This window comes from Mesorhizobium sp. P2_C5_2 (assembly GCF_056404535.1).
On record NZ_JBFUDV010000004.1, the window covers coordinates 391598 to 412335 of the forward strand.

At 63.1% G+C, this 20738-nt stretch carries 22 protein-coding genes; 12 read left to right on the forward strand and 10 right to left on the reverse strand.

The window, feature by feature from the left end:
* Positions 1-7: 7 nt before the first annotated feature.
* On the reverse strand, positions 8-925 hold the full coding sequence (locus tag AC1D1B_RS17065; protein WP_477333646.1) for a pseudouridine-5'-phosphate glycosidase: 918 nt from the start codon (positions 923-925) through the stop codon (positions 8-10).
* 70 nt (positions 926-995) lie between these two features.
* The gene (locus AC1D1B_RS17070; protein WP_477333647.1) at positions 996-1940 is read right to left on the reverse strand and encodes a carbohydrate kinase family protein; all 945 of its coding nucleotides are present in this window, start codon (positions 1938-1940) and stop codon (positions 996-998) included.
* Positions 1941-2224: 284 nt separating this feature from the next.
* On the opposite strand from AC1D1B_RS17070, the gene recA reads away from it, so the two are divergent.
* From recA to AC1D1B_RS17090, 4 genes are all read left to right on the forward strand, one after another.
* Positions 2225-3325: a recombinase RecA gene (gene recA, locus AC1D1B_RS17075; protein ID WP_112561417.1), complete on the forward strand. Its 1101-nt coding sequence runs from the start codon at positions 2225-2227 to the stop codon at positions 3323-3325.
* Between the two features lie 260 nt (positions 3326-3585).
* Positions 3586-6252 (forward strand): alanine--tRNA ligase, encoded by a 2667-nt coding sequence (alaS, locus tag AC1D1B_RS17080; protein WP_477333648.1) that lies wholly within the window; start codon positions 3586-3588, stop codon positions 6250-6252.
* Between the two features lie 10 nt (positions 6253-6262).
* The gene (locus AC1D1B_RS17085; RefSeq protein WP_477333649.1) at positions 6263-7576 is read left to right on the forward strand and encodes an SDR family oxidoreductase; all 1314 of its coding nucleotides are present in this window, start codon (positions 6263-6265) and stop codon (positions 7574-7576) included.
* Positions 7573-8052 (forward strand): DUF2269 family protein, encoded by a 480-nt coding sequence (locus AC1D1B_RS17090; RefSeq protein ID WP_477333650.1) that lies wholly within the window; start codon positions 7573-7575, stop codon positions 8050-8052. Before AC1D1B_RS17085 ends, AC1D1B_RS17090 begins: the two co-directional genes overlap by 4 nt.
* Positions 8053-8074: 22 nt before the next feature.
* Here AC1D1B_RS17090 and AC1D1B_RS17095 read toward each other — a convergent pair whose 3' ends face one another.
* Together AC1D1B_RS17095 and AC1D1B_RS17100 are read right to left on the reverse strand one after the other, a co-directional pair.
* Entirely contained in the window at positions 8075-8701 is a 627-nt protein-coding gene (locus AC1D1B_RS17095; protein ID WP_477333651.1) for a glutathione S-transferase family protein, read from the reverse strand.
* 73 nt (positions 8702-8774) lie between these two features.
* Positions 8775-9986, reverse strand: a complete 1212-nt coding sequence (locus AC1D1B_RS17100) for an NADP-dependent isocitrate dehydrogenase (RefSeq protein WP_181057229.1) — start codon at positions 9984-9986, stop codon at positions 8775-8777.
* Positions 9987-10206: 220 nt separating this feature from the next.
* On the opposite strand from AC1D1B_RS17100, the gene AC1D1B_RS17105 reads away from it, so the two are divergent.
* From AC1D1B_RS17105 to murI, 3 genes are all read left to right on the forward strand, one after another.
* Complete coding sequence (locus AC1D1B_RS17105; protein ID WP_477333652.1) at positions 10207-11055, forward strand: RNA methyltransferase; 849 nt, start codon at positions 10207-10209, stop codon at positions 11053-11055.
* A gap of 78 nt (positions 11056-11133) precedes the next feature.
* The gene (locus AC1D1B_RS17110) at positions 11134-11742 is read left to right on the forward strand and encodes a hypothetical protein (protein WP_477333653.1); all 609 of its coding nucleotides are present in this window, start codon (positions 11134-11136) and stop codon (positions 11740-11742) included.
* 147 nt (positions 11743-11889) lie between these two features.
* Positions 11890-12678 carry a glutamate racemase gene (gene murI, locus AC1D1B_RS17115; RefSeq protein ID WP_477333654.1) on the forward strand — a complete coding sequence of 263 codons (789 nt, stop codon included), beginning with the start codon at positions 11890-11892 and terminating at the stop codon, positions 12676-12678.
* 82 nt (positions 12679-12760) lie between these two features.
* Here murI and AC1D1B_RS17120 read toward each other — a convergent pair whose 3' ends face one another.
* Positions 12761-14143 carry an RNB domain-containing ribonuclease gene (locus AC1D1B_RS17120; protein WP_477333655.1) on the reverse strand — a complete coding sequence of 461 codons (1383 nt, stop codon included), beginning with the start codon at positions 14141-14143 and terminating at the stop codon, positions 12761-12763.
* A 160-nt stretch (positions 14144-14303) separates the two neighbouring features.
* Here AC1D1B_RS17120 and AC1D1B_RS17125 point away from each other — a divergent pair, with 160 nt between their 5' ends.
* Positions 14304-14492, forward strand: a complete 189-nt coding sequence (locus AC1D1B_RS17125) for a DUF3008 family protein (RefSeq protein ID WP_477333656.1) — start codon at positions 14304-14306, stop codon at positions 14490-14492.
* Between the two features lie 71 nt (positions 14493-14563).
* Here AC1D1B_RS17125 and AC1D1B_RS17130 read toward each other — a convergent pair whose 3' ends face one another.
* Positions 14564-14773, reverse strand: coding sequence for a hypothetical protein (locus AC1D1B_RS17130; RefSeq protein WP_477266350.1), 210 nt, complete (start codon positions 14771-14773; stop codon positions 14564-14566).
* Complete coding sequence (locus tag AC1D1B_RS17135; RefSeq protein WP_477333657.1) at positions 14770-15159, reverse strand: hypothetical protein; 390 nt, start codon at positions 15157-15159, stop codon at positions 14770-14772. The genes AC1D1B_RS17130 and AC1D1B_RS17135 overlap by 4 nt, the downstream gene beginning before the upstream one ends.
* Between AC1D1B_RS17135 and rpsD the strand changes: the two genes are divergently transcribed.
* The 3 genes from rpsD (at position 15152) to AC1D1B_RS17150 (ending at position 17626) form a co-directional block, all read left to right on the forward strand.
* Positions 15152-15769 (forward strand): 30S ribosomal protein S4, encoded by a 618-nt coding sequence (gene rpsD, locus AC1D1B_RS17140; protein WP_023773182.1) that lies wholly within the window; start codon positions 15152-15154, stop codon positions 15767-15769. The genes AC1D1B_RS17135 and rpsD overlap by 8 nt on opposite strands.
* Positions 15770-15921: 152 nt before the next feature.
* A complete protein-coding gene (ttcA, locus tag AC1D1B_RS17145) occupies positions 15922-16809 on the forward strand; it encodes a tRNA 2-thiocytidine(32) synthetase TtcA (RefSeq protein WP_477333658.1) in 888 nt (295 codons plus the stop codon).
* Positions 16799-17626 carry an inositol monophosphatase family protein gene (locus AC1D1B_RS17150; RefSeq protein ID WP_477333659.1) on the forward strand — a complete coding sequence of 276 codons (828 nt, stop codon included), beginning with the start codon at positions 16799-16801 and terminating at the stop codon, positions 17624-17626. The genes ttcA and AC1D1B_RS17150 overlap by 11 nt, the downstream gene beginning before the upstream one ends.
* Positions 17627-17697: 71 nt before the next feature.
* On the opposite strand, the gene AC1D1B_RS17155 is transcribed toward AC1D1B_RS17150, so the two are convergent.
* Entirely contained in the window at positions 17698-18966 is a 1269-nt protein-coding gene (locus tag AC1D1B_RS17155) for a multidrug effflux MFS transporter (protein ID WP_477333660.1), read from the reverse strand.
* A gap of 117 nt (positions 18967-19083) precedes the next feature.
* The gene (gene grxD, locus AC1D1B_RS17160) at positions 19084-19419 is read right to left on the reverse strand and encodes a Grx4 family monothiol glutaredoxin (RefSeq protein WP_112561431.1); all 336 of its coding nucleotides are present in this window, start codon (positions 19417-19419) and stop codon (positions 19084-19086) included.
* 163 nt (positions 19420-19582) lie between these two features.
* Here grxD and AC1D1B_RS17165 point away from each other — a divergent pair, with 163 nt between their 5' ends.
* Positions 19583-20389, forward strand: a complete 807-nt coding sequence (locus AC1D1B_RS17165) for a phosphodiester glycosidase family protein (RefSeq protein WP_477333661.1) — start codon at positions 19583-19585, stop codon at positions 20387-20389.
* 12 nt (positions 20390-20401) lie between these two features.
* On the opposite strand, the gene AC1D1B_RS17170 is transcribed toward AC1D1B_RS17165, so the two are convergent.
* Positions 20402-20635: a BolA/IbaG family iron-sulfur metabolism protein gene (locus AC1D1B_RS17170; protein WP_010909092.1), complete on the reverse strand. Its 234-nt coding sequence runs from the start codon at positions 20633-20635 to the stop codon at positions 20402-20404.
* Positions 20636-20738: the final 103 nt, after the last annotated feature.

Consider the following 20738-nt stretch of genomic DNA (forward strand, 5'->3'; position numbering starts at 1 on the left):
AGTGAACCTACAGCGCCTTCGCGATCTTGGCCGCCAGCCGCGCATTGTTCTCCACCAGCGCGATGTTGGTCTTGAGGCTTCGGCCGCCGGTGAGTTCGAGGATCTTTCCCAGCAGGAACGGCGTCACTGCCTTGCCCGTCACGTTCTGCACTTCCGCCGCCTTCTGCGCGGCCTCGATGTAACCGGCCATCTCGTCGGCCGGGATTTCGTCACCCTGCGGCACCGGGTTGGCGATCAGCATGCCTCCACCGAGGCCCAGCGCAGCCCTGGTCTTGTAGAAATGTGCGATCTCTTCCGGAGTGTGCAGGGTCAGCGGGGCGCGAAACCGCGATTGCCGCGACCAGAAGGCCGGCATGGTTTCGCAGCCATGGCCGATGACCGGCACGCCGCGCGTTTCCAGCACTTCCAGCGTCTTTTCAATGTCGAGGATCGCCTTGGCGCCGGCCGAGACGACGATGACCGGCGTGCGCGCCAGCTCGTCGAGATCGGCCGAAATGTCGAAGCTTTTTTCGGCACCCTTGTGCACGCCGCCGATGCCGCCAGTGGCGAAGACCTTTATCCCGACCATGTCGGCCGCGATCATGGTGGCGGCGACCGTGGTGCCGCCGGTGCGGCCTTGCGCCACCGCAAAGCCGAGATCGGCGCGCGACAGTTTCATCGCGTCGCCGGTCATTGCCAGCGACTCGCGCTCGCCGTCTGACAGGCCGATCTTGATGCGGCCGGCGACCACGGCGATCGTCGCCGGCACCGCGCCATTGTCCAAAATGATCTTCTCGACATTGGCCGCCATGGCGCCATTGTCGGGGTAGGGCATGCCATGGGTGATGATGGTGCTCTCCAGCGCCACCACCGGCCGGCCGGCGGCAAGCGCCTCGGCCACCGGCTTGTGGATGTCGATGAAGGGGCGGGCGCTTTGCGGGGTCATGATGGTCTCCGATCCGGTGCGCCGCACGTCCCCTTGGACGCCGTGCTCTGACAATGGCAATTCGCCGCCCTCATGCCATTTCCTGCGCGTCGGGCACAAGGGCCAGCGCCTCGGCGAAGGTCTCGGCCGTAAAAGCGGGGACCGCGTCCGCGCTTTCGATGGCAAGCGTTGCCGCGGCCACGCCCTCGCGCAGGGCCCGGCGCAGAGGCAGGCCGCGCAGCAGGGCAGCGATGGTAGCACCCGCCAGCGCGTCGCCGGCGCCGGTGACGTCGGCAATTTTTCTGGGCGCCGGCGGCAGGATGGAGAAGGCGCCGGCTTCATCGAAACCCAGCACTGGGCCATCGCCCGCCGTCACCACGCCACTCCTGAGGCCGCTGCAGCGCAAGCCGTCGACGGTCTCGCGCTCGGTGGCATTGGTGCTGACGCCGGCCAGCACCATGGCCTCGCGCCGGTTCATGAAGATCTGCGCGAGCTCCTTCAGCACCGGTATCAGCCGCACCACCTTGGCCGGCGAAATGGCAATGGCGTAGACCGGCTTGCCGGCAGCCAACCCCACCAGCCGTTCCAGCGCGGAGGACGGCAGATTGGCGTCGCACAGCACCGCGTCGGCCTCCGCAACCACCTCGCGCACCTTGGAGCGGCGGATCTGCTTGGGGAACGCCAGATCGTAGAGCGCCATGTCGGCAAAGCCGGTGATCAGTTCGCCGTCGCTGTCGATCAGCGCTGTGTAACTCGGCGTCGTGCGGTCGAGGAACACAGCCGACAGATCGGCAATGCCGGCTTCAGCGATGGCGCGCGACACCGTGTCGGCCGAGGCATCGCCGCCGCGTACCGATAGCAGCGAGGCCGAGACGCCGCGTCGCACGAGGCTGCGCAGCGCGTTGAAGACGCCGCCGCCGACATCCTCGCGCATCGTGCCGGGATTGGAGGCAGCCGGCACGTAAGCGCCGGACACCTGGCCGCGCCGGTCGATATGGGCGCCGCCCACGGCGAGGATTTTTGCAGATTTCACCATGCCGGCGATATGACCTTTGTTATTCCTGCCGCACAAGCGCTAGGCTGTGCGGCGGAGCTTCGCAGGCAAGCCAGCGATTCGGGTTGATCGAAACAGCCGGACCGGCTGGCCCAATGTCGGATGCATCCGGAAACAGAGCCCTGAGACAAAAAAAGAACAAATCCGGATACTGATTGTTTTTCAGTTATTTGATCCCCCTTGCCAAACGAGAACAAAAAAGGTACAAACTGGGGCAGGGATTACGGATTGTCCGGCCTTCATTGACGACCAAGGGGTGATGTATCATGGCTCAGAATTCTTTGCGGCTTGTAGAGGACAAAGCGGTGGACAAATCAAAGGCTCTGGACGCGGCGCTGTCGCAAATCGAGCGCGCATTCGGCAAGGGCTCGATCATGCGGCTGGGTGCCAATGAGCAGGTCGTCGAGATCGAAACCGTGCCGACCGGATCGCTCGGCCTTGACATCGCGCTTGGCGTCGGCGGCCTGCCGCGCGGCCGCATCGTCGAGATTTACGGGCCGGAAAGCTCGGGCAAGACGACGCTGGCGCTGCACACGGTTGCCGAAGCCCAGAAGAAGGGCGGCATCTGCGCCTTCGTCGATGCCGAGCACGCGCTCGATCCGGTCTATGCCCGCAAGCTCGGCGTTGACCTCGAAAACCTACTGATCTCGCAGCCCGACACCGGCGAGCAGGCGCTGGAGATCTGCGATACCCTGGTGCGTTCCGGCGCCATCGACGTGCTGGTGGTCGATTCGGTCGCAGCACTGACGCCACGCGCCGAAATCGAAGGCGAGATGGGCGATTCGCTGCCCGGTCTGCAGGCGCGTTTGATGAGCCAGGCGCTGCGCAAGCTGACCGCCTCGATCTCGCGCTCCAACACCATGGTCATCTTCATCAACCAGATCCGCATGAAGATCGGCGTCATGTTCGGTTCGCCGGAAACCACGACCGGCGGCAACGCGCTGAAATTCTATGCTTCGGTCCGCCTCGACATCCGCCGCATCGGCTCGGTCAAGGACCGCGACGAGGTCGTCGGCAACCAGACCCGCGTCAAGGTGGTCAAGAACAAGCTGGCGCCGCCCTTCAAGGTAGTCGAGTTCGACATCATGTATGGCGAGGGCGTGTCGAAGACCGGCGAACTGGTCGACCTCGGCGTCAAGGCCGGCGTGGTCGAAAAGTCAGGCGCCTGGTTCTCCTACAATTCGCAGCGCCTCGGCCAGGGCCGAGAGAACGCAAAGCTGTTCTTGCGCGACAATCCCGACACGGCGCGTGAGATTGAACTGGCGCTGCGGCAGAATGCCGGGCTGATCGCCGAGAAATTCCTCGAAAATGGTGGCCCTGAGCGCGGCGAAGACGACGGCTTTGAGGAAGAATCCGGCGCCATGTAAGGCACTCGCCAGAGTTCGGCCATAAATCAGGCATATCATCTGATGCTTAAGTAACAGAGTTCTTTGTATCGCGTTCCAAACCGCCGGCCTTCGCGCCGGCGGTTTTCGTTTTTGGAAGTCCGGCGAACGCACGGATTGGCCCAATTCCGTGTTTCTGGACAGGGTGCGGTGCGACCGCTAAAAGGCCAAGTCCATCTTCCAATGGGCAACGTCCATTTGCCGCCGGCCGCGCCGGCGGTTTTCGCGAAAAGGCAGCAGTCATGAGTGGCGTGAACGAGATCCGGTCGACATTTCTCGACTATTTCCGCAAGGAGGGCCACGAGGTCGTGGCCTCGAGCCCGCTTGTGCCGCGCAACGACCCGACGCTGATGTTCACCAATGCCGGCATGGTACAGTTCAAGAATGTCTTCACCGGTCTGGAGAAGCGGCCCTATTCGCGTGCCACGACCGCGCAGAAAAGCGTGCGCGCCGGCGGCAAGCACAACGACCTCGACAATGTCGGCTACACCGCGCGCCACCTGACCTTCTTCGAGATGCTCGGCAATTTCTCCTTCGGCGACTATTTCAAGGAGCGCGCAATCGAGCTTGCCTGGAACCTGATCACCAAGGAGTTCGGGCTGAACAAGGACAAGCTGCTGGTCACGGTCTATCACACCGATGACGAGGCGGCCGGCTTCTGGAAGAAGATCGCCGGTTTCTCCGACGACCGCATCATCCGCATCCCGACCTCGGACAATTTCTGGGCGATGGGCGACACCGGACCGTGCGGCCCGTGCTCGGAAATCTTCATCGACCGCGGCGAGCACATCTGGGGCGGCCCTCCCGGCAGCCCGGAAGAGGACGGCGATCGCTTCCTCGAATTCTGGAACCTGGTGTTCATGCAGTATGAGCAGGTCACCAAGGAAGAGCGTATCGACCTGCCGCGGCCGTCGATCGACACCGGCATGGGCCTGGAGCGCATGGCCTCCATCCTGCAAGGGGTGGAGAGCGTCTTCGAGACCGATCTGTTCCGCCACCTGATCGATGCGGCCTCGTCCGCGCTCGGGCAGGGACCAGACAAGGAGACGGTCGCGTCCTTCCGCGTCATTGCCGACCATCTGCGCTCGTCCTCCTTCCTGGTGGCGGATGGCGTGCTGCCGTCCAATGAGGGCCGCGGCTATGTGCTGCGTCGCATTATGCGCCGCGCCATGCGCCATGCGCAGCTGCTCGGCGCCAAGGAACCGTTGATGTGGAAGCTGGTGCCGGCGCTGGTGCGCGAGATGGGCCAGGCCTATCCCGAACTGCTGCGCGGCGAACAGCTGATCACCGAGACGCTGAAGCTTGAGGAGACGAGGTTCCGCAAGACGCTGGTGCGCGGCCTCGGCCTGCTCTCCGAAGCGACCGAAACGCTTCATGCCGGCGACATGCTGGACGGTGAGACCGCCTTCAAGCTCTACGACACTTACGGCTTCCCGCTCGATTTGACGCAGGACGCGCTGCGCCAGCGCAGCATCTCGGTCGATCTTGCCGGCTTCACCCATGCAATGGAGCTGCAGAAGGCCGAGGCGCGCAAGCATTGGGCTGGCTCCGGCGACGCGGCCACCGAGACCATCTGGTTTTCGGTGCGCGAAAAGGCTGGCGCCACCGAGTTCCTCGGCTACGAGACTGAAGCTGCGGAAGGCCTCATCCAGGCGCTGGTCAAGGACGGCAAGACCGTCGACAGCGCCGGCAAGGGCGATGCGGTGGCCGTGGTCGTCAACCAGACGCCGTTCTATGGCGAATCCGGCGGCCAGATGGGTGACACCGGTATTATCTCTGGCGAAGGTTTTTCGATCGAGATCACCGATACCCAGAAGAAGGCCGACGGCCTGTTCGTGCATCTCGGCAAGGTGGCGAGCGGTACGGTCAAAACGGGCGCCGCCGTCGAGCTGAAGGTCGACCATGCACGGCGCACCCGGCTGCGCGCCAACCATTCCGCGACCCATCTGATCCACGAGGCGCTGCGCGAGGTGCTGGGCACCCATGTCGCGCAGAAGGGCTCGCTGGTGGCGCCGGAGCGGCTGCGCTTCGACATCTCGCACAACAAGCCGATTTCCGCCGAAGACCTCGAAGAGGTCGAGCGCATGGCCAACGAAATCGTCGTCCAGAACAGCCCGGTGACGACGCGCCTGATGTCGGTCGACGACGCCATTGCCGAGGGCGCCATGGCGCTGTTCGGCGAAAAGTATGGTGACGAGGTGCGCGTCGTGTCGATGGGCACCGGCGTGCATGGCGCCAAGGCCAACCGGCCCTATTCGGTTGAGCTCTGCGGTGGCACCCATGTGCGGGCGACTGGCGATATCGGCCTGGTCCGCGTCGTCTCCGACAGCGCGGTCGCCGCCGGCGTGCGCCGCATCGAGGCGCTGACCGGCGAAGCCGCGCGCAAACATCTCGATGAGCAGGACAGGCGCCTGAAGGCGACAGCCGCCGTGCTGAAGATCTCGCCGGCCGACGTGCCGGCGCGTGTCGAGACGTTGCTCGAGGAACGCAAGAAGCTCGAGAAGGAACTGAGCGAAGCGCGCAAGAAACTGGCGCTGGGCGGCGGCGCCGCTGCCGGCGCGCCGGCTGAGAACGAGACCGTCGCCGGTGTCGGCTTCCTCGGCAAGGCCGTCTCCGGCGTCTCGCCTAGGGATTTGAAGCCGCTGGCCGATGCCGGCAAGACTTCGCTCGGCTCCGGCGTGGTGGTCTTTGTCGGCGCCGGTGAGGACAACAAGGCAAGTGTCGTGGTCGCCGTCACCGACGATCTCGTCAGCCGCTTCAGCGCCGTCGATCTGGTGCGCGTCGCCTCGGCCGCTTTGGGCGGGCAGGGCGGCGGCGGACGGCCCGACATGGCGCAAGCCGGTGGCCCGGATGCCTCGAAGGCCAATGATGCGATCGCAGCCGTCAAGGCGGCGCTGGAGGCAGCCTGAAAGCCATCCTATGCCCGATAGTCCCGGCAAGAAGGTGCTTGTCCTCGGCGGCTACGGACTGATCGGCGAAGCTGTCGTCGGCCGCCTGCTTGGCGACGGGCATCAAGTGACCGGCCTTGGCCGCGATATCAGAGATGCCGCGCGGCGCTGGCCGGCGGTACGTTGGATCGCGGCCGACATGGCGCAGCTGCCTGCCGCTGAAGACTGGCTGCCGATGGTCGCGGGCATGGATGCGGTCATCAATGCTGCGGGTGCCTTGCAGGACGGCCCGCGCGACCAGCTCGACGCCATCCACCGCGGCGCGGTGGTGGCGCTGGTTGCCGCTTGCGAACAGGCTGGTATCAGCCGCTTTGTGCAGATCTCCGCGATCGGCGCCGATCCCGCCTCGCCGGACGCTTTTTTCAGCACCAAGGGTGAAGGCGACAAAGCTATCGCAAACTCCTCGCTGGAGTGGACCATCCTGCGTCCGGTTCTGGTGATCGCGCCCGCCGCCTATGGCGGCACGGCACTTCTGCGCGCACTTGCGGCATTTCCGGGTTTTGTCCCTGCGGTCATGGCGCGCCAGCCGATCCAGACCGTGGCTGTCACGGACCTCACTGAGGCGGTGTCGCGCGTGATTGCCGGATCCCTGCCGCCGCGTCTGTCCGTCGATCTCGTCGAAGCCGGGGCTCGCTCGCTTGCCGACGTGCTGGTTGCCTTCCGTGCCTGGCTTGGCCTGCCGCCGGCCCGCATTGTGCCGATGCCGGCCCTTCTCGGCCGGATCGCGGCCGTTGTAGCCGATGGCCTCGGCCTGCTTGGCTGGCGTTCGCCTTTGCGCAGCGCAGCCCTTGCCGCGCTGGCGCGCGGCATGACCGGCAACGCCGCGTCCTGGAGCGAGCTTTCCGATCACAAGCTGCAGCCGCTGGAGGCAACCTTGGCCGCCATGCCGGCGCATGTCCAGGAGCGCTGGTTCGCGCGCCTTTGGCTGCTGAAACCGCTCGTGTTCGGCGTGCTATCGCTGTTCTGGCTGGTGTCCGGCATTGTCGGCTTTATCAGGCACGATGCGGCAGCCGGCGTTCTGGTCTCGCATGGTCTGTCGCCAGCGCTCGCGCTCGGAATGGTCATTGCGGGAAGCGTTGCCGACATCCTTGTCGGCGCCGTTGTTCTCGTGCGGTCCTTCGCGCGTCTTGCGTTGATGGGCATGATCGCCATCACCTTGGTCTATCTCAGCGCAGCAACCGTACTTGCGCCCGATCTGTGGCTCGACCCTCTGGGGGCAATGGTCAAGGCGGTGCCCGCGCTTTGCCTTACCCTGGTGGCCCTGGCGATCTTGGACGAGCGATGAACCTCTGGGCGGATACTCTGCGCTGGCTGCACATCATCGGCGCCACGGTGTTGTTCGGCACTGGTGCCGGCATCGCTTTCTTCATGCTGATGGCGCAGCGCACCGGGCGCGCCGAACTCGTCGCCCATGTCGCCGGCACCGTTGTCATCGCCGACACCATTTTCACCGCGACCGCCGTCGTCGTGCAGCCGACCACCGGCGTGTTGCTGGCGCAGGCCGTGGGCTGGCCGCTGTCGGAAGGCTGGATTGTGCTGTCCCTGCTGCTCTATGTCGTGACCGGCCTGTTCTGGCTGCCGGTGGTCTGGATCCAGATACGCATCCGCAACCTGGCGCGGCAGGCGGCCAGCGAAAACGCGCCGCTGCCGCCTGAGGAAAAGCGCCTGTTTCGCATCTGGTTTGTTTGCGGCTTTCCGGCCTTTGCAGGAGTGCTTGCGATTCTGTGGCTGATGGTCACCCGGCCCGAAATAGGGTTTTAGCCCGCCGCCATCCGCGGGCTGCTCAATCGGCCTTTTCGGTCATGGCAAAGGCCTGCCGGGCGGCGATGCGGTCCCACCAGCCCTGGATGTCAGCGAACGCGGCGAGCTGCTTTTGTCCCTCGGGGACCTTGAGGAAATAGCCAATGATGGATGCTGCATGCAGGTCGGCCAGCGTCAGCTGATCGCCGAGCAGCCACGGCCCGGGCGCTTTGAGGGCGGTGAGCACCGTGAGCACCGTTTCGGCCTGGCGCAGTCCGTTGGCGATCAGCGCCTCTTCAGGCGCTTCCTTCTCCAGCCGCTCGACGGCGACGTCCCAGACCATGGCGCGATAGCCATAGGCGTCGAGCATGCCGATGATCTGGTTCATGGTTGCGCGGGTGCGGGCGTCTTTTGGCTGCAGCGCCGGGCCGTCGAACGCTTCATCGACATAGCGCGCGATCGCACTGGTCTCGAACAGTCGAAAGCCGTCATGCTCGAAAGCCGGAATGCGGCCGAACGGGTGATGCTCCAGATACCAGGCCGGAATGCCCTCGGCCGCGAAGATGTCGAGAGGCACCAACTCATAGTCGACGCCTTTTTCCGCAAGCGCCATCCGCGCAATGCGGACATAGACGCTGTAATCAGCGCCGTAGAGGATCGGCTTGGTCATCGATCAGCCCTCGCTCCTGCTCGCATTGCTCGCCCAAAAAACGAAGGCTCCTCTCGGAGCCTTCGTTGTCGGCTTACGCCATCGCCTTCTGCAGATTCTCGTCGATCTTGTCGAGGAAGCCGGTGGTCGAAAGCCAGGGCTGGTCGGGACCGATCAAAAGCGACAGATCCTTGGTCATGAAGCCGCTCTCGACAGTCTGGATACAGACCTTCTCCAGCGTGTCGGCAAACCGCTTCAATTCGGCATTGTCGTCGAGCTTGGCGCGGTGCGCCAGGCCACGCGTCCAGGCGAAGATCGAGGCGATCGAGTTGGTCGAGGTTTCCTCGCCCTTCTGGTGCTGGCGATAGTGGCGGGTGACGGTGCCGTGCGCGGCTTCGGCTTCCACCGTTTTGCCGTCCGGCGTCATCAGCACAGAGGTCATCAGGCCGAGCGAACCAAAGCCTTGCGCAACCGTGTCGGACTGGACGTCGCCGTCATAGTTCTTGCAGGCCCAGACATAGCCGCCGGACCATTTCAGGGCGGAGGCCACCATGTCGTCGATCAGACGGTGCTCGTACCACAGCTTCTTCGACTTGAACTCGGCCTCGAATTCGGCCTCGTAGACTTCCTGGAAAATGTCCTTGAAGCGGCCGTCATAGGCTTTGAGGATGGTGTTCTTGGTCGAGAGATAGACAGGATAATTGCGCAGCAAGCCGTAATTCAGCGAGGCGCGCGCAAATTCGCGGATCGAATCGTCGAGATTGTACATGGCCATGGCGACACCGGCGCCGGGCGCGTCGTACACGTCGTGCTCGATCACCTTGCCGTCCTCGCCGACGAACTTGATGGTCAGCTTGCCCTTGCCGGGGAAGCGGAAATCGGTGGCGCGGTACTGGTCGCCGAAGGCATGGCGACCGACGATGATCGGCTTGGTCCAGCCGGGCACCAGCCGCGGCACATTCTTCATGATGATCGGCTCGCGGAAGATGGTGCCGCCGAGGATGTTGCGGATGGTGCCGTTCGGCGACTTCCACATCTTCTTCAGCTTGAATTCCTCGACGCGCTGCTCATCGGGCGTGATCGTCGCGCATTTCACGCCGACGCCCCATTTCTTGATGGCGTTGGCCGAATCGATCGTCACCTGGTCGTTGGTGGCGTCACGGTGTTCGACGCCAAGGTCGTAATATTCAAGCTTCAGGTCGAGATAAGGGTGGATCAGCTTGTCCTTGATGAACTGCCAGATGATGCGGGTCATCTCGTCGCCGTCGAGTTCGACGACCGGGTTCGCCACCTTGATCTTCGCCATGGAAAGAATGCCTCGCTTTTGGGGAACAAAACGGCCTTGCCCGCATGGCTTTCGGCCGGGGATGCGGAGCGTATATCAAAGCCTATTTGGCCACGCAAACGCCGATCGGCGCGGAACGGATCGTCCGTGCGGCGACCCGGTGTTTTGCAAAAGCTTCATTTTGGCGGCCGGATGTGGCAGGGAACGCTGAAAATGCAGCAAACAGCAGTTCATCGAGATCATGTCCGCCGTGCAACCTCCTGAAAACGCCTCCGCCGCCGGCCCGGCGATTATCCTCGTCGAGCCGCAGCTCGGCGAGAATATCGGCATGGTTGCGCGCGCCATGGCCAATTTTGGCCTTGCCGAACTGAGGCTCGTCAATCCCCGCGATGGCTGGCCAAGCGAGAAGGCGCGCGCCGCCGCCAGCCGCGCCGACCATGTCATCGACGCCGTCACAGTGTTTGGCGATCTGGCGTCGGCGGTCGCCGACCTCAATTTCGTCTTCGCCACCACGGCGCGCGAGCGCGACGGCTTCAAGGCCGTGCGCGGGCCGGTCGAGGCGGGCAGGGCGCTCAGGGCGCGTCAGGCAAGTGGCCAGCGCACCGGCATCCTGTTCGGGCGTGAACGCTTCGGCCTCTACAATGACGAGGTCGGCCTAGCCGACGAGATCGTCACCTTCCCGGTCGATCCCAGCTTTTCGTCGTTGAACATCGCCCAGGCCGTGCTTTTGATGTCCTATGAATGGATGAAGTCGAGCCTGGAGGACGAGACGGCGACCAATTTCTCCAGTCCCGAAATGATGCCGGCGAGCAAGGAAGAGTTGCACGGCCTGTTTGCCTATCTCGAAGGCGCGCTCGAAGCGCGCGGCTATTTCCGCCCGGCGCCGAAGAAACCCAAGATGGTCGACAATCTGCGTGCCGTCCTGACGCGCGCCGGTTTCGCCGAGCCGGAACTCAAGGTGCTGCGCGGCATCATCTCGTCGCTCGACCGGTTCTCACCGGCAATGCCGCGCGGAGACGGCTCGCCGGGAGACGATCCAAGACGGCTTCCGGCCGCCGCAAAAAGCCGGAAGACAGACCAAGAAGGTTAAGATTAGTAAGCTTCGAACGTCCGGCGTAACCGAATATTATTCGGTTGTGATCCATTGTTGTGAAAACGGTGGTTGCTCATGTTCACCTCCAATATCGGCCGCATGCGCTTCTTCCTCTATTCCCTCGGGGTAGCTTTCCTCGAGGCTATGGCTGCTCTGGTGTGCATTGTCGGCACGATGGGCTTGGAGGGCTTCATGAACTCCGCGCCTGGTCCATCGCGGCAAGGGATGGCCGGCGCGGTCCTCATCGTCTCCCTGCTGGCTGTGGTCATGCGCGGCAACTTCGCGTGGCGTCGCAGCCGCGACGCCAACGGCAAGGCCTGGATCCTGTGGTCCTACATCGTGTTCTGCGCCATCTACGCTTTTCTGCAGGCAGGCACATTGCTGGTCATGGATTTCAACAATCCGGAAAACACGTCCAGCGGTCTCAACCTGCTTGCGCTGTCGATCTTTGGCCTTTGGTGCACGATCCTGGTGGCAAAGCCGGTGGCGGGCATCAATATCGATGAGCTGACATCGGGTTTCGATTTCGAGGGAGCCGTTCCGGCACAATCGGGCAGCGGCCGGATGGCCAACAGCTCTGCGCCATCCACTGCGCGCGCCGCCGCACCGGCCACACGCTCGGTTCCATCGGTCCAACCGATGGGCCGGCCAAAGCCCGCGGGTTTCGGCAAGCGCGGGCTCTGAGCAATAGGAAAGCGATCTTCGCGGGCTCTGCGCAAAACTTGGCTGAATTCGCCACTTCAAGACCATGATCGTTGCGGATAGAACGGCATCGGCCACATCACGGGCCAGCCCCTCTGATCTCCACCCTCTTTCCATGGTCCGACATCAATGAGTCACCGTCCGATCCTGATGTTCGATTCCGGCGTTGGCGGACTGACCGTGCTGCGCGAAGCGCGGGTGCTGATGCCCGACCGGCGCTTTGTTTACGTCGCCGATGACAGTGCCTTTCCCTACGGCGCCTGGGAAGAGCCCGCACTGCAGGCGCATATACTCGAGCTCTTCGCAAGGCTGCTCGACCGGTTTCAGCCGGCGATCTCGGTCATCGCCTGCAATACCGCTTCGACACTGGTGATCGATGCGTTGCGCGACAGATTCCCCGGCCATCCTTTTGTCGGCACGGTGCCGGCGATCAAGCCGGCGGCCGAGCGTACCCGCTCCGGGCTGGTCTCTGTGCTGGCGACGCCAGGCACGGTGAAGCGCCAGTACACGCGCGACCTGATCAGCAAATGGGCGCAGAAATGCCATGTCCGCCTGGTCGGCAGCAACAATCTGGCCGGATTGGCCGAAGTCTACATGCGCGAGGGCTTTGTCGACGAGGAGGCGGTGCGCGCCGAGATCGCGCCGTGCTTCGTCCAGCATGACGATTTGCGCACCGATATTGTCGTGCTCGCCTGCACGCACTACCCGTTCCTGGCCAACCGCATGCGCAAGACCGCGCCCTGGCCGGTCGACTGGATCGACCCGGCCGAGGCGATTGCCCGCCGCGCCTTGTCGCTGCTTCCCGCAGTCGACGGGCCGTTGCCGCAAAGCCAGCCCGACATCGCTGTCTTTACCTCGGGAAAGGCGGATTTCGCCATCAGCCGGCTGATGCAGGGTTTTGGATTGAGCGCGCGCTAGAGCAATTCCAGGAAAAGTGTGAAGCGGTTTTCCCGGGAAAAGCGCGTAGCGCTTTCCCTTGAGGAATTGCGTCAAAAAAGAACTAGGCAGGTTCGAAGACGACGCTGCGTTGATCCGGATCGGCCGAAACCAGCCTTAACGCCAGACGATCGCCTTGTCTGGACCCGGAGGCCTTCACATTGGCAACGACAGGCATGTCCGAGAGCTGAACGCGCATACGCTGGTCGGCGACGTCGGTGACGACGGCCTTGAACATCTCACCCTCACGTCCCTTCAGCATGACTGCCTCTGCAAGGTCGATGGCCGCGTGGTTGATCTGGGAGGCGCGGGCATCCGCGCGCCCCATAACCCTGGGCAGTCTGGCGAACGCATCGGTAACGGCCTGCGGCACCGGCTGTCCGTTGGCGATTGCCAGCGTGCAGCGCACGACATAGCGGTCTGCCAGCCGCCTCAGCGGCGCGGTGGCGTGGGCATAGGTCGCGGCCATCGCCTCGTGCCACGGGACAACGCCTTCCGCATAGGGTTGGTAGGACGCACCGGAACCGGCACGGCGGATTTCCAGCATCAGCGCTGCCTGTTGCTTGTTGCCCGGATCGAGGGTTCGCTGATAGTCGCGCAAGCTGGTCGAGGCCGGCCACGACAGGCCGAGAGCCTGTGCCGCGTTGCGCAGCCTTTGCACCTTGGAAGCATCCGGCGGCGCCATCACCCGGAACAGCCCGGTCCGGTGTGCCAGCATGGCGTCGGCAATCGCCATGTTGGCGGCCAGCGAAAGCGCGGCGTTGTCTTTCTCGGATTGCAGCAGCGGCCTGAACGCAAGCTGGAAGGTGCCATCGGCAAGCTGTTCCACCTCCTGCTCGGGCGGGTCGACGCGGGAAGCGCCACGACGTTCTTCCGCTGCCGCCATGCGCCGCGCAATTTCGGCGAAGCCTGTGGGAACGTCGGTGGCTCGCACGCTGTCGTAGGCGAGCTTGGCGCGGCTCTGAATGATTGCCCGCTCCGCGCCGTCCAGCTTTACCGCTCCGTCCGCAGCGATCCGAACCGTGAAGATAACAGCCGGGCGCGGTCCGCTGGGCAGCAAGCTCGCGGCACCCTCGGCAATCACCGGGGGATAGAGCCCAGCCTTGCCGTCGGGCAAATACAAGGTCTCGCCCCGCGTCCAGGCTTCGAGGTCCACGGCGTCGCCGTCCTCGACGAACCAGGCCACGTCGGCAATGGCATAGTGCAACAGAAGGTCGCTGCCACTCGCCTCGATCGAAAACGCCTGATCAAGATCGGTGGAAGTCGCCGGATCGAGTGTCACGAAAGGCATCGCCGTGCGGTCGGCATGCTGATTGGGCACGCGCTTGGCCGCCGTCTGTGCAAGGGCCAGCACGTTGGGCGGAAATCCCTCCGGCACATGGAACTCGGTGCGGATTTTGGCGAGGCCGTTAGCGAGTGCTTGCGAGGGATCGTTCAACGATTTCATGGCGCCGTCCTACACTGGCGTTTCGGACACGGGAAGGCCGATTGCTGACAGGCGGGCCGGCCATGGGCAGACACGAGCGCGGACCCGGAGTTGACCGCCAGCGCTGGAACCGTCATCGAAGCGCAACGTTTCTTCTTCTGGCAGCAAAGGAGGAACCGATATGCCTGCAAAATCACAAGCCCAGCAAAAGGCCGCCGGCGCCGCGCTTTCGGCCAAACGCGGCGAAACCAAGAAAAGCGAACTCATAGGCGCTGCACGCGAAATGTATGAATCGATGAGCGAAAATCAGCTTGAGGAGTTCGCCGAGACCAAGCGTAAAGGGCTTCCCCAGAAGAAATCGGTGGACTGAGTCCCGAACCAGTCCAAACAAAAAGCCCGCGGCCGAGACCGCGGGCTCTTCATTTCAAACCGAAGCCGAAACTACCAGCGCCACCAGCAGCGCTTCACCTTGTAGCGGATGACCTTCTTGTGGCCGTGCCGCCAGACGACCTTCTTCGTGACCACGATCCGGCAGACCTGATAATGTCGGTGACCGTGCCAATGCCTGGCCATCGCCGGCTCGGGAACGGCAATCGACATCGATCCCGCCAAGACGGCTGCACTTACCAACGAAAGGAAGAACTTCTTCATGCGACTTCAGGCTCCTCTAGCTCCAGTCCCTTCCTAATGCCGTCGGCAACGACCCCGCCACGTCCGGCACTTAACATCAGAAATGCTATATGGTTGCCGCAGGCGGTGCCAGCGGCGAGCTTGACTCCGGTTAAATCTCCGTTTAACGAGCCCACCAACACCGGGCCGCAATGCTCGGTGGTTTCTTTTGCATGGCAAGACATCAGGGAAAACAGGTTTTTCGTTTCCTTGGTCTTGTTTGAAATGACGTGTCCCGTGGGTTTTCCATCGCATTGCGTGGAAAACCCTGTCAGGTCTCGAAAACGGAGGCCAGAGGAGGGCGCGTTTCCTTCACCCGGACCATGAGGTTCCGGGTGGTTTGTTTTGAAAGGGAATGCGATGAGCAAGCGCGAATCCGCGAAATACAAGATCGACCGCCGTCTCGGCGAAAACATCTGGGGCCGCCCGAAGTCCCCGGTCAACAAGCGTGAATACGGCCCCGGCCAGCATGGCCAGCGCCGCAAGGGCAAGCTTTCCGATTTCGGCCTGCAGCTGCGCGCCAAGCAGAAGCTGAAGGGTCACTATGGCGACGTTTCGGAAAAGCAGTTCCGCAAGGTCTATGAAGAGGCTGACCGCCGCAAGGGCGACACCTCGGAGAACCTGATCGGCCTGCTCGAGTCGCGTCTGGATGCGGTCGTCTACCGCTCCAAGTTCGTGCCGACCATTTTCGCCGCCCGCCAGTTCGTCAACCACGGCCACGTCAACGTCAACGGCAAGCGCGTCAACATCGGCTCGTACCGTTGCAAGCCGGGCGACGTCGTTGAAGTGCGCGAAAAGTCGAAGCAGCTGGTGATCGTTTTGGAATCGGTCGGCCTCGCCGAACGCGACGTGCCGGACTACATCGAAGCCGATCACAACAAGATGGTCGCGACCTTCTCGCGCATCCCGGGCCTGGCCGACGTTCCGTTCGCCGTGCAGATGGAACCGAACCTGGTCGTCGAATTCTATTCGCGCTGATCGGCCTTTTTTGCCGCAGACATCAAAGGCCGCCTTTCAGGGCGGCCTTTTTCTTTGTGCATCGCGCTTTGCGAAGCATGGACCAAAAACCGATTTCGATTTTGCGGCCAATGCGCTAATCCGGGCGCAACAGGGATTTGGGCCGACGCGCCATGAACATGTTGCCAAACGCCGATTTGCTTGAGCCCGATGCCGAAGGCGGCTTCCATCCGCTGTTCGCCGACGTGCCGTCCTCGGTCGAGTTCAACAAACTGCGCAAGCGGCTGTTGCGGCAGACTCGCCAAGCGATCGAGGATTTCGCCATGGTCAGGCCCGGCGACCGCTGGCTGGTGGCGCTGTCGGGCGGCAAGGATTCCTACGGCCTGCTCGCCGTGCTGCTCGACCTCAAATGGCGCGGGCTTTTGCCGGTCGAACTGCTCGCCTGCAATCTCGACCAGGGCCAGCCGAACTTTCCGAAGCAGATTCTGCCCGACTACCTCAATGCGCACGGCATTGCCCATCGCATCGAGTACCAGGACACCTATTCTGTGGTCACCGACAAGCTGCCTCAGGGCAGCACCTATTGCTCGTTGTGCTCGCGGCTGCGGCGCGGCCATCTCTACCGCGTCGCGCGCGAAGAGGGCTGTTCGGCGCTGGTGCTCGGCCACCACCGCGAGGACATCCTCGAAACCTTCTTCATGAACCTGTTCCATGGCGGCCGTCTTGCCGCCATGCCGCCAAAGCTGCTCAACGACGATGGCGACGTCATGGTGCTGAGGCCGCTGAGCTACTGCGCCGAGGCGGATCTGGAAAAATTCGCCGGCGCGATGAAATTCCCGATCATTCCCTGCGATCTCTGCGGCAGCCAGGAAGGCCTGCAGCGCAACGCCACGAAGGCGATGCTCGACGATATGGAAAAGCGCATGCCCGGCCGCAAGGACACGATGCTGCGCGCGCTATCTAACACCAGGCCCTCGCATTTGCTCGACCGCAAACTGTTCGACTTTGCCGCCCTCAACGACAGTCTCACCGCAGGACAAGACATTTCCGATGATTTTTGACGACCGTGCGATCGACTGGCTGGCCGAGCTTCTCGCCGATGCAGCCAGAGCCGAGATCATGCCGCGCTTTCGTCGGCTAGGCGAGGGCGATGTCCGCCAAAAGACCTCGGCCGCCGATCTGGTGACCGAGGCCGACGTCAATGCCGAGCGGCTGATCACGGCGCGGCTGCGCGAGCGTTATCCCCGAGCGATGATCGTCGGCGAGGAAGCCTGTTCCGACAATCCGGCGCTGCTCCAGGGGCTCGGCGATGCCGATCTCGCCTTCGTCGTCGACCCGGTCGACGGCACCTTCAACTTCGCCTCCGGCGTGCCGCTGTTCGGCGTCATGCTGAGCGTCGTGGTCAAGGGCGAGACTGTCGCCGGCATCGTCCATGATCCCGTCGGCAAGGACTGGCTGATCGGCGCCAAAGGCGCCGGCAGCCACATCCGCCATGCGCATGGCGCGCTGGAGAAGGTGCGTGTCGCCGATGCCGTGCAGGTTTCGCAGATGACCGGTTCGGTTTCCTGGCAATATCTGGCCGAGCCGCAACGCTCGCTTCTGGCCCGCAACCAGACCAAGACGCTGTCGCAGTTCGGCTACCGCTGCGCCGCGCATGAATACCGGCTGCTGGCCAGCGGCCACGCGCATTTCGTCGTCTACAACAAGCTGATGCCGTGGGACCATCTGGTCGGCGTTTTGATCCACGCCGAGGCCGGCGGCCACACCGCGCGTATCGACGGCAGCGCCTATCTGCCCTCGCATGTCGATGGCGGCATCCTCGTCGCTCCCGACAAGGAAAGCTGGCAGGAGTTGCGCCGGGAACTCTGGGCTGAGTAGGATCAATTCCTGCTCTGGCGCTTAAGTCGCCAGGCTTCCGGCCTCCAGACCAAAATTAATGCAGGCCAAAATCAATGCAGATCGGTGACATGCCCTGAAACGGGTGGGTTGTGCGGCTGGAACATCTTGCCCCGCTCAGCGATGAGGATCATCAGCAGCGCGGCGACCGAGACGCTGCAGAAGCCGGCCGCCAGCGGCGTCACTGTGCCGTTGAAGGCCTGACCGATCAGTGTGCCGAGAATGCCGCCAAGAAAGGTCTGCATGAAGCCCAGGATTGACGACGCAGTGCCGGCCAGTTGACCGAGCGGCTCCATGGCCAGCGCGTTGAAATTGGCGCCCAGCGCGCCGAATGGCAGCATCGCGCTGGCAAAAAAGGTGATGAACAGCCACAGCGGCATTGTCATCTCCAGTGACACAGTAAGCCAGGCAAGGCTGATCACCAGGAACAACAGCAGCGCACTCTGCGACAGCCGGCGCATGCCGATGCGGCCGACCAGGCGCGAGTTGAGGTAGTTTGAAAAAGCAAGAACGGCCGCGACACCCGCGAAGATGACCGGAAACATCTCGCCGACATGAAAAATGTCGACATAGATCTGCTGTGCCGAGGCGATGAAGCCGAACATGGCGGCGAAGATGAAGGTGCTGGCGAAGGCATAGCAGAGCGCGATGCGGTTGGTGAGCACTATGCGGAAACCGCCAACGACGGATGAGACCGTCAGCGGCCGGCGGTATTCCGGATGCAGCGTCTCCGGCAGCCGCAGCAGCGACCAGGCCGACACGATCAGCGCCCCGACTGCCATGGTGACGAAGATCCAGTGCCAGCTTGCGAACAGCATGATGAACTGGCCGATGCCCGGAGCGATGACCGGGATGGCCATGAACACCATGAAGATCAGTGACATCACCTCGGCCATGCGCCGGCCGTCGAATGTGTCGCGTACGATCGACACCGCGATGACGCGGGTGGCGGCCGCACCGATGCCTTGCACCAGCCGGCACAGGAGAAGGATGGCGAATGACGGGGCGATGGCGGCAGCCGCCGCCGCCACGACGTAGATCGCCAGCCCGACGACCAGAGGTGCGCGGCGCCCGAACCGGTCCGAGATCGGTCCGAAGAAAAGCTGTCCGCCGCCGAAGCCCAAAATATAGGCGGTGATCACATACTGGCGGTGGTTTTCATTTTCGACGCCGAGCGTGGCGCCGATCTGCTGCAGCGCCGGCAGCATGATGTCGATGGCCAGCGAGTTCAACGCCATCAGCGCCGCGCACAGCGCGATGAATTCCCAGCGCGGAATAGGCAATTTGCTTGCCTGTTGCGGCGCTCCTGACTGCTGGTCCACGGCGGGTCCGATCTTCAAAACGAATATGCGCCGGCATGCCGGCGCATCGGTTCGTCCTCACCCCAATAGGGGAGGCAGCATTTTGTCGGGGCGGGGCTGCCCCGTATCAAACCAAAATCAGGCTGTCGCTTTGACGCTGACGCCCTTTTCGACGAGGAACGTCTGCAACTCGCCCGCCTGGAACATTTCGCGGATGATGTCGCAGCCGCCGACGAATTCGCCCTTGACGTAGAGCTGCGGGATCGTCGGCCAGTTCGAATATTCCTTGATGCCCTGGCGCAGTTCAGCCGAGGTCAGCACGTCGACGCCCTTATAGTCGGCGCCGATGTAATCGAGGATCTGCACCACCTGGCCGGAAAATCCGCACTGCGGAAAACCCGGCGTGCCTTTCATGAAAAGGACGACGTCGTTGCCCTTCACTTCGCTGTCGATGTAGTCGTTGATGCCGCTCATGGAATATCCTTTCACGCCTGTGGGAGTCAGGCTCGAAGCATAGCCATCAAATAAACCCATAGATGGGCCGAAACAAGATGTTTGCGCCGCTGCCGCGGAAATGGCGCAAAGGATCGCCTGTCTTGGGCCAAGCATCCGAGCCGATTGCGGCCTCCGGGACATGATGAAAAGACGATATGGCGCCGCCCTTCTGATCGCCATCCTGCTTGCGGCGATTGCTGTTGTCTGGTGGCCAAAACGTCCCGCGCCGCCGCCGCTGGTCATCGGTGGCGAACTGCCCGCGCCTTGCCGGAATGTCGCCTTCGAGGCCGTGACCTATGTCGTCTGCGAGATCGATCTTCGAGCCGACAGCATCGGTGTTTTCCATGTCGGCGCCGACGGCAAGCCCTTCGGCTCGCTGGAAGCCTTCGACAAGGCAATGGCAGGCGAGGGCAGGTCGGTGCTGCTCGCCATGAACGGCGGCATGTATCACGAGGATTTGTCGCCGGTCGGCCTGCTGGTCGAGAACGGCGTTGAAAAGTCGCCGCTCACCAGTGCCGACGGCGAAGGCAATTTCTTCCTGAAGCCGAACGGCGTCTTCCTGGTCGGCAAGGACGGCAAGGCCGCGGTCATGGAAAGCAGCGCCTATGCCGCTGCCAAGCCTGACGTCGCTTTCGCCACGCAGTCCGGCCCGATGCTGGTGATCGACGGCCAGATTCACCCGCGCTTCGAGCCGAACGGCACTTCCCGCTACATCAGGAACGGCGTCGGCGTGCGCGATGAAAAAACCGTGGTGCTGGCGATCTCGCGCTCGGAAGTGAGCTTCGGCAGTTTCGCGCGACTGTTTCGCGATCCACTTCAATGCCGCAACGCGCTGTTCCTCGACGGAGCGGTTTCGGCGCTATCGGATGGCGACAGGATGATCGTTGGCGGAAAATACCCGGCCGGTCCAATCATTGCCGTTTTGGCAAAGCAGCCGCTGACGCAGTAGACCAGTCTGGCGTCAGTCGGGCACGCTGGTCTGCAGCGCCAGCGCGTGCAGCACGCCGCCCATATTGCCCTTCAGCGCGTCATAGACCATCTGGTGCTGCTGGACGCGGCTTTTGCCGCGAAAGCTCTCGGCCACCACTTCGGCCGCATAGTGATCGCCGTCGCCGGCGAGGTCGCGGATCGTCACCTTGGCGTCCGGAATGCCGTCCTTGATCAGTTTTTCGATGTCGTGGGCATCCATTGCCATGGCAAAATCCTGTTCTGGCGGGCTAGGCAGCTATTGCGAAGTGACTCGGGCGCAAGCCTAAAGCCTTTCTGGCTCGGGTTGAAGACGTCCTGTCGATGACGCA